Origin of the sequence: Frischella sp. Ac48 (assembly GCF_019641635.1) — a bacterium.
Classification (GTDB): Bacteria; Pseudomonadota; Gammaproteobacteria; order Enterobacterales; family Orbaceae; genus Frischella; species Frischella japonica.
Map to the genome: position 1 here is coordinate 188,219 of NZ_JAETXP010000012.1, position 8,559 is coordinate 196,777.

Below are 8,559 nucleotides of genomic sequence, written 5' to 3' on the forward strand. Positions count from 1 at the left end.
TATAAAAATAAGCCTAAAACTTTAGGGTCAAGATAGTTACTTGATGTTATAATAACAAAAATGATAAATTTTAATTCCTATTATATGTAATTTAGAGTACCTGCTATGAAATTTAATGTTCCCATTTACCTAACTTTATTTAGACTTATCTTGATCCCTTTCTTTGTGCTTTCTTTTTATATAACAGGTGAATGGTCAGCATTTTTTACAGCACTTATATTTTTAATCGCTGCTTTCACCGATATCTTAGATGGTTATTTAGCCAGACGATTAAATCAAACCACTCGCTTTGGTGCCTTTCTTGATCCTGTTGCTGATAAAATAATGGTTACTATTGCTTTAATACTCATTACTGAACACTACGATACTTGGTGGATTACTATTCCAGCGATTATCATGATTTCGCGAGAAATCATCATCTCAGCTTTACGTGAATGGATGGCTGAAATAGGCAAACGTAAAAATGTAGCTGTTTCAGGAATTGGTAAAATTAAAACCATCACTCAAATGACAGCGTTAACCTGGTTGTTATGGCGTCCGTGTGAATTAGTTATCAATGCCGGTTTGATAGCTTTGTATATCGCGGCCATTTTAACACTTTGGTCAATGATTGAATACTTATGGATAGCACGATGTGATCTGCTTGAAGATATTAAATGATTTAAAAGTAAGCAATCAATCATTAATATTTAAAATTGTTGTTGCTGTTCTTTGTCAATTACGTATAATGCACTGGTTTTCAGCAAACAGTAAGGTTAACTGAAACGCCCGGGTGGTGAAATCGGTAGACACAAGGGATTTAAAATCCCTCGGCCTTTTTGGCCGTGCGAGTTCAAGTCTCGCCCCGGGCACCAATTTAACTTTTCGATTCTTCCGTATTACTCTCCAAAAGCCTGCAAAAATTTATCTTAAAAAGTGTTACCGTTTAGACTATTCAAATACCTTTGCCCTCTTTTCTATTAATCTAAATTTTATTCAGGTACAGTCTTTCTCTTATCTTTAGCCTTGATAGGGTGTATTTAAGTCTAAAATTATTAAAAACTTGATGACTATATTATTTTAACTTTCTCAGATAATAATCTGCAGGGTAATCATACCGTTTACCGCCAATTTTTTGGCAATATTGTTGCTTTCTTATCTATCTGTAAAAAAAACGACCCAGGATAATTTTGTTAACGGTAAGGGTTTAAAGGTTGTTAAGAAAATTTCCTTGTAAATATTGCGCCATAAAAATTTATTTTTGAGAATCATCGTTTTTGTTGATGCTTGTAAGGAAACTTCAAAAACTTTAGCGATATAATTTTATAAAAAAATTAAAAAGCCATCATACTAGATGGCTTTGATTTATCGATTCATAAAATTTATTAATTAAAGTAAAACTAATATCGATTTACTGATCCAAATAGTTTCATTCTTTCCGTGATTTTTTCCGCTACCGGATTTAATCCATGATTAATAACTTTTCGTGGATCATTGATGTCATGATCTTTTTGTTCAGCAAATAATTTTCCTACAGCAACACACCATGTATACATGTTTTCAGTATTGACGTTAATCTTTGCGGTTCCAAAAGAAATGGCATGTAACATATCTTCATCACAAATACCTGTTCCGCCATGAAGGACCAGTGGTATTTTGATTAAATTAGAAATATGCTGCATTTCATTAAATCCTAATTTCGCTTTGCCTTTATATAAACCATGTGTTGATCCTAATGCCGCAGCTAAACAATCAACATTGGTTTCTTTTACCATTGTTAAACATTGATTTGGATCGGCATAGATTACTTGAGAATTAACAATACCATCTTCACTGCCCGCGATAGTACCTAATTCAGCTTCGACAGAAACGCCTCTTTTGTGAGCATAATCCACTATTCGTTTGGTAATTTCAAGATTTTCTTCAAACGGTAAATGCGAACCATCAAACATCACCGAACTAAATCCAGCATTAATTGCTGCAAAACAAGATTCATAACTTTGACCATGATCTAAATGCAGGGCTATAGGTACATCGATATCTAAATAATCCATTGCATTTTTGACAATAGCATGAATCGTTTTAAAGCCTAACATGTGCTTTATGGTACCACCTGAAACACCAAGAATTGCTGGTGATCGATTTTCTTTTGCTGTTTTTAAAACCGTCGCTACCCATTCCAAATTGTTAATATTGAATTGTCCTACAGCATAATGTTCATGATAAGCATTATTTAGCATGTCTTTCATTGAAACTAACATAATCTACCTCTTAATCTTATATATATATTAATTTTTATTTAAAATATTCAGTTAAATTTTTTTCAAACCGGCGTTGTGCTTTATTGACTTCAGATAAATTTGGCATGGCTTTTCGAACACCTTTACGTTCAATGGATATTGCGGCAGTTAAACTTGCAAATGAAATAATTTTTTCAATATCCCAGCCATAACTCACGCCATAGGAAAAAGCCCCATGGAATATGTCACCTGCACCAGTAGTATCAATTGATTGACAAAGAAAACTTGGAATTATCTCAACTTTTTTATCTTTCAAATAAGCACATCCTTTTTCTCCTAATGTTATAAAAGCAGAACCTCTAGCTATTGAAGTTAGTTTTTTTAATGCGCTTTCTAGTGTCTTTTTATTAGTAAACTCATCTATCTTGGCATAGGCGAGGGCAAAATTTTCACTAGCTACAAGATAGTCAGTATATTTGGCTAAATAAATATTACTCTCACGTAACGAGCCAGCATCCATAACAACTTTGACGTTAGGTAATTGTTTAATTACATATTCACTTAACTCTGGCTCATGCCCATCGATAAGAATAACGAGATCACGCTTATTTTCTTGTAAATATTGAATAAATTGGTTTAATTTTTTTTTCTCAACTGTGGTCATTAATGGTGGAGTATTTAATTTTCGAGTTATGATAGTTCGAGAACCATTTTCTTTATTTACAGTGATAGCCGCAAGGGGTGTAATCATCTCATCAGAAAAAATAATGTGGTCAGTCTTTACACCTACTTGTTTGAATTCAGAAACAATTTTGTTGCCATATATATCATCATTTAGATGTCCAAGGTGGTAAATATCTTCGCCCCATAACCCTAATAAATATGCAGCATTTGCACACGGGCCACCACCGCTTTCTATAAAATCATAAGCAAATGATTTACTGTTTTCTTTGGGATAATTGGTTGTAAAATAGAACTGATCATAACAAGCAAATCCAATTGTCAGTATTGTCATAATTCATCCTTTAACTATAAAAATGTTTTTACTAAGATTCATTTATTTCAGATAATTATTCGTTCATGGTTGAGTATGAAATTACTCAACCATAAAGTTTCAAATTATGATTGGTCTACATTTTTTGAATCACCAACAACTTTGATAGATTTAAAGAAGAATGGAACACAAAGAACAATGACTAAAATTAAACAAATAAAATAGATAGCTGTTTGACCGAACATATTAAATAGTTTACCGATTATGATTCCCCAAACTGCAAAGTCAAAATCAGCAAAAGTGGAGTTTTGGAAACCTAAATCACCTAATGTAGGTAATAATAATGCAGGTAAGAACGCTAAAAGGATCCCGCCGATAAAGGATGCAATAATACAACCACGTTTACCACCCAATTTATCAGCAAACACACCAGATGTACCACCACAGAAGAAATGAGGCACCATGCCTGGAATAATTAATGCCATACCCATTCCACCTAACATGAACATGCCAATTAATCCACCGATGAAAGAGCAAATAAAACCAACGACAACAGCGGTAGGGCTAAAGGTAAAAAATACAGCACAATCGACTGCCGGTATTGAATTAGGAATCAGTTTTTGGCTAATACCTTGGAAGGCAGGAACAAGATCACCGAGAATTAATCTTACACCGTTATAAACGATAGCCACACCGACTGCGAATTGTAAACCACTTAGAATAGAAAAGATGATTGGACTTTGTTCGGTAATCGTTGACATATAGTCACTACCGGCAACCAAGCTACAAATTAAATAGATAATTACCATGATGATACCAGTTGTTACAGTAGTATCTCGTAAGAACCCCCATTTTTCTGATATCTCGGTATCAGCAAATGAATCATCTTTGTCTCCTACTCTCTTCGCAATAAACGCCGATAAATAATATCCAACGGAACCAAAATGTCCCATGGCAATCCCACCATCGTCAGTAACTTGTTTGGTATAATTTTGACCAATTGCCGGTGAAATTGCTGACCATGAACCCAATAAAAATCCACCAATAACGATTAATGACCAACCATCAAATTTAGCCGCTTGTAAAACAGCAGAAAACAAACATGCCAGAAAGAATGAATGGTGGCCGGTTAAGAATATATATTTATATTTAGTAAAACGAGCAATAATCAAATTTATAATAAACCCAAGTAACAAAATACTCATGGTTTGAACACCTAAAACTTTTTGTGCGACAGAAACGATTGCTTCATTATTAGGAATAACACCACGGATACCAAATCCAGCTTTTATTATGTCGCCTAATGGATTTAGATTGCTAATAATAACACCAGCCCCCGCACTTAACATAAGGTAACCTAGAATTGGTTTTAAAGTCCCGGTAAGGAGTTTATTAAATGGTGAACCTAAACAAACCAAGCCCACAAAAGCAATAATCCCCATTAAAAAAGCGGGTTGACTAAAAATTTCCGTTAAAAATGAAAGTAATGACTGCATAATCATATCTCCTTTGAAAGATCATCAAACCCCAGCTAACTGCTGTAATTTTTCACTAATGTCTTCCTCAATTTGCTTTTTATTTACATAACTACGAATAACTGCAACTTTTGATTGATCAGTAAATTGTTTAGCTAAATCCTTTATGGTCACATATAGATCTGCTTTTTCACCTTCTGCGTTAGCAAAATCTATTGATGCCACATCAGCTTTGATGTTCAAAGCAGCGCAGATATTCTTAACGTGATTAGCGGCCATTAAAGAACTACCAATACCATTTCCACAAACTGTACGAATTTTCAACATTGCTAATCTCCCTTATCGATTTTTTGAATAACAGTGGGTTACGTTTAAAAAAAAAAGAATAAAATATAAATCTTGTGCAAATTTCTTATTTATTAAGCTATTTGATGATTTTTATAATAAATAACCAAAGATTACTAATTCGTGATACATATCACACTGTTTAATACTGTGGGTGATTCAAGTCACAAAGTTACAATAATGTTAAGATCAAAATGATTCGATAAAAGAAAAAAAAGATTTTTAATTATTTGATTATTTTATATAAAACAAAAAATGATTAAAAAATAATAAAAAGTGGTAAATTGAATTTTTTAGGTTAAAACGCTTTTTTCTGTGATTTACTTCAAAAAAGACTCGATTAAAAGCACAAAAATCATACGATTTTTAAAAAAATTGCGAGTGCCGTTTTCGTTTTTTTTAATTTATCGTTTTCGAGAAGATATTGGACAGTAAACCCTACTATCATAGTTATCATCGTCTTGCCTAACAATGATTCATGAAGGTTATTATAATCGGACAAAAAGGATTACCAGCCACTTACATAAAAGGTTTTGTGATTTATACCTAAATCATCAGCCATTTATCGATAAGTTTGTTCACTATTTAAGGCTAAATTAATCGCTTCTTGTTTAAAATGGGGATGATATTTTTAGCTCATCACAGACTGCTTTTTGATATTAAACAGTCACTACTAAAACAGGGTCAGGTTATTGCCCAGCAAACTTGTTCTCATGGCAAGTCTACCTCTCTTTTAAATTTCATCTTCTTGATGCCACCTGATGATATCGCGCTATTTTGTTATTTTTCCGGTTCAAGATTAGGTACCGTTCCGTATTTTTTGCTTACATCAATAGTGAGTTTTTTATAAAGTTCATCCTCATCAAAATCAAGGAAGCGTTCTTCTGGCATTCTTTCAGTTGTGATATGTGTTACCTCGCCGTGTTCATCAATATGATGATTTTGGCGGGAACCGTCTGTCAAAATATAAATAACATTCGTTTTTTCACCCAGCTCATTAAACAAGGTTTCTTCGGAATAATATTCACCGCCTTCTGGATAAAATATTTTTTTGGCTAAAATGTGGTTAGTTGAATTAATTTTGACACGACTCACCATTCTCCCTTCTTTATCATACTCATATAACATTGTTTCCAATGCGTTTTTTTTGTTTATATCATATCGAATACTTTTTGAATAATGAACTTCGCCTGTATAAGACCAATATTGATATTCCTGTTTATGAACTGAGACTAATGGTTTCTTTTCAATGGAAATGATTTTACCCATTTTTCTAACTACTTTTATGTAATTAGGTAATATAATGACTTCTTCTGGATTTGTAACTGCCTGAAGTTGAAAATCATTATTCAAAATAAAAAAATGCGCCCCATTTTCAAGCTGTTTTAAACTGTTAAGATGTTCCTGATTTAATAAGATTTGTTGAGGTTTACGGGTATAAGTCAATATCTCTTTGTATTGGTAGTTATCACCAACTTGAGCAATTTTTAATTGCGTTTCAAATGGTGAATAAACACGAAGAAGTGTATTTTCTGCTTGTGTGAAACTGATAGGTGGATACTCTGGGTAGTTATGAAATGGTGGAAAGATACGACCCACAGTTACTCTCGTTGATTCGTAAAATGGCTCATTAGGTTTAATACCCATTGCACGCACCTCAACGGCTTTTGCGATATCAAGTGGGTTTGCTGATTCTATCATAATAACTCCTAATCCATATAAACTGAATAATATTGCTAATCCTAACATTGTTTTTTTCATCTTTTTTTAGAGCCCATGAGAATTTGATTGAATCTATCTGAATTACTTTTTATTTTATCCAGTTTAGTAAGAAACTTTTCGGCATGTTCTCTTTCTCGTGGTAAATTTTTTATTTTTTGTATAACGCCCTCAAAATTTGCATCGTATCTGTATTCAGCCGAATATTTCAGCGCAGACAATTGCAGTTTAATAAAGTGTGGGTCTTTAGGGATGTATCGGTCTACCAAATCTACTTCATATAATAAATTAAACAAAAAAGTGTGGCAGTTATTTTCGTAGAAAGCATCAAAGTGATAAGACCAGTCACCGCTGTACGCTTGAGCAAACTCTCTGATTTCTTTAATAATATCCTCTTGTGTTCTATTATCTTCAGGAAATATATAGGGATGATTCATTTCCCATTTAGTACTATCAGGGATAGTGTAGGGGCCATTATGGTGAGGATCGAAAGGATATTTGGAGTGTGAATTGTTCCAATTGGCCCTACCCGCTTCGTTTGGAAGTCCACCATTCTTATTGTCAATTTCTATCCGGTGCTCACTATCACCATTTAAACAACCTGGTGCACTAAACGTTATAAATGATGGTGTATGTATCGGATACCAGCCGTAGCTTTCAATATACGGCTCTGTAAAATATATTTGATGGGGATCATTGGCAATTTCAACCCAATAATGACCAGGGGATCCACCAGGCTCCTTGCTTAACCTACCACCAAGTACAAAAGCAGGAATGCGGCAAATTCTAATCCGCCTTAATTCTTTCGCTCTATTATCCACAACCTTTTGACGATAAGCATTAGCGTCTTCCATTGCCTGTATCGCGTCGGCTGTTTTCTGAACCTCTGCTTCTACTTGTGCTTTTGCATAACCAACTGTGTCTTTCCAACCTGTCGGTACATCCCAAGTTTCCCAGCCATTCATTCCTTTATTCCTCAGATTTTTTTATTATTGTTAGTTACCCGACTTACATCTAATTACAGCCTCTTCCTATCCATAGCCGGTATTGACGGCGACCGACTAACCTTTAGCGTTGGTTTTGCCACTTGCCATCACTTAGTTATTTTTATTCTGTATCTGATAGTCTCGATTTGCAGTTAGTTTGCCTGTTTCCTCTTCATCTAAAACAAACCGCTTAACACTAGGCGGTAAAGTTTTTGTTGCTCTACAAATCAATAGCCTACACTTGCTCGTAATGATGGATTTGCCGCAATATTTGTATCCTGTTTACTGTTCAATAATCTATTCTGTTGTGCATATTGGTAAATATTATCTATCGTCATAGCTGTGATACCTTTGGGGCTAAAAAGAACCATGCTAGCTTCAGTAAATGATAAAGTGTTGGGCGTATTATAGCTAATCTGCTCAACAAGTGAGTTAAAACTATCTACGCCGATTAATTTTTTTCGAATATTTTTCAGCGTCCAACGCTTTTTTCTCCTTAAGATTGAGCCGCGCTGGTCCCCTATATGGTTGATAGCTGGCATTTTATGAATGGAGATGCTTTTTCCTGCCACTGTACCATTTGCTAGATTAACGCGGACATCTTTATCGGTTCCCCCCCTTACACTGACGTGATAAGCCACGTTTACTCCGCTTTAAAAGCCCTCGCGCACTCGAATACTGTTGGTAATTTCTCGCCAAATTACCATCAACTGCTCTTGTGTATATCCCTGAGTTTCATCTTCAGGAATTTTATAATACATTTTGATTTGCAACTGTGGCGTTTTATCGGTTGGATCGAGCATATTTATACCTAATATAAA

The 8,559-nt window shown here is 34.3% G+C and carries 9 protein-coding genes and 1 tRNA gene; 2 read left to right on the forward strand and 8 right to left on the reverse strand.

All coding sequences use genetic code 11. From position 1 onward, the window contains the following. Nucleotides 1–105 precede the first annotated feature (105 nt). Both pgsA and JMI89_RS09555 read left to right on the forward strand, forming a co-directional pair. The gene (pgsA, locus tag JMI89_RS09550; protein WP_187755482.1) at nt 106–660 is read left to right on the forward strand and encodes a CDP-diacylglycerol--glycerol-3-phosphate 3-phosphatidyltransferase; all 555 of its coding nucleotides are present in this window, start codon (nt 106–108) and stop codon (nt 658–660) included. A 106-nt stretch (nt 661–766) separates the two neighbouring features. Continuing rightward, nucleotides 767–854: transfer RNA gene (locus JMI89_RS09555), tRNA-Leu, on the forward strand. A gap of 525 nt (nt 855–1,379) precedes the next feature. On the opposite strand, the gene fba is transcribed toward JMI89_RS09555, so the two are convergent. The 8 genes from fba to JMI89_RS12115 form a co-directional block, all read right to left on the reverse strand. After that, nucleotides 1,380–2,240, reverse strand: a complete 861-nt coding sequence (gene fba / locus JMI89_RS09560) for a class II fructose-1,6-bisphosphate aldolase (RefSeq protein ID WP_187755483.1) — start codon at nt 2,238–2,240, stop codon at nt 1,380–1,382. 34 nt (nt 2,241–2,274) lie between these two features. Beyond that, complete coding sequence (locus tag JMI89_RS09565) at nt 2,275–3,234, reverse strand: carbohydrate kinase family protein (protein ID WP_220679947.1); 960 nt, start codon at nt 3,232–3,234, stop codon at nt 2,275–2,277. 104 nt (nt 3,235–3,338) lie between these two features. Beyond that, the gene (locus JMI89_RS09570) at nt 3,339–4,709 is read right to left on the reverse strand and encodes a PTS ascorbate transporter subunit IIC (protein WP_187755485.1); all 1,371 of its coding nucleotides are present in this window, start codon (nt 4,707–4,709) and stop codon (nt 3,339–3,341) included. A gap of 24 nt (nt 4,710–4,733) precedes the next feature. Then, nucleotides 4,734–5,015 (reverse strand): PTS sugar transporter subunit IIB, encoded by a 282-nt coding sequence (locus JMI89_RS09575; protein WP_220679948.1) that lies wholly within the window; start codon nt 5,013–5,015, stop codon nt 4,734–4,736. A 798-nt stretch (nt 5,016–5,813) separates the two neighbouring features. Then, entirely contained in the window at nt 5,814–6,734 is a 921-nt protein-coding gene (locus JMI89_RS09580; RefSeq protein WP_187755487.1) for a hypothetical protein, read from the reverse strand. Nucleotides 6,735–6,790: 56 nt separating this feature from the next. Continuing rightward, nucleotides 6,791–7,717, reverse strand: coding sequence for a hypothetical protein (locus tag JMI89_RS09585; RefSeq protein WP_220679949.1), 927 nt, complete (start codon nt 7,715–7,717; stop codon nt 6,791–6,793). A gap of 248 nt (nt 7,718–7,965) precedes the next feature. After that, a complete protein-coding gene (locus JMI89_RS09590) occupies nt 7,966–8,379 on the reverse strand; it encodes a hypothetical protein (protein ID WP_220679950.1) in 414 nt (137 codons plus the stop codon). Between the two features lie 12 nt (nt 8,380–8,391). Then, entirely contained in the window at nt 8,392–8,541 is a 150-nt protein-coding gene (locus JMI89_RS12115) for a T6SS immunity protein Tli4 family protein (protein ID WP_370633739.1), read from the reverse strand. Nucleotides 8,542–8,559 lie beyond the last annotated feature (18 nt).

Excerpts from the sequence above, each read along its gene's own strand:
- JMI89_RS09585 (WP_220679949.1), bottom strand. The coding sequence starts at position 7,717 with ATGAATGGCTGGGAAACTTGGGATGTACCGACAGGTTGGAAAGACACA.
- JMI89_RS09570 (WP_187755485.1), bottom strand. The coding sequence starts at position 4,709 with ATGCAGTCATTACTTTCATTTTTAACGGAAATTTTTAGTCAACCCGCT.
- JMI89_RS09565 (WP_220679947.1), bottom strand. The coding sequence starts at position 3,234 with ATGACAATACTGACAATTGGATTTGCTTGTTATGATCAGTTCTATTTT.
- JMI89_RS09575 (WP_220679948.1), bottom strand. The coding sequence starts at position 5,015 with ATGTTGAAAATTCGTACAGTTTGTGGAAATGGTATTGGTAGTTCTTTA.
- fba (WP_187755483.1), bottom strand. The coding sequence starts at position 2,240 with ATGTTAGTTTCAATGAAAGACATGCTAAATAATGCTTATCATGAACAT.
- JMI89_RS12115 (WP_370633739.1), bottom strand. The coding sequence starts at position 8,541 with ATGCTCGATCCAACCGATAAAACGCCACAGTTGCAAATCAAAATGTAT.
- pgsA (WP_187755482.1), top strand. The coding sequence starts at position 106 with ATGAAATTTAATGTTCCCATTTACCTAACTTTATTTAGACTTATCTTG.
- JMI89_RS09580 (WP_187755487.1), bottom strand. The coding sequence starts at position 6,734 with ATGATAGAATCAGCAAACCCACTTGATATCGCAAAAGCCGTTGAGGTG.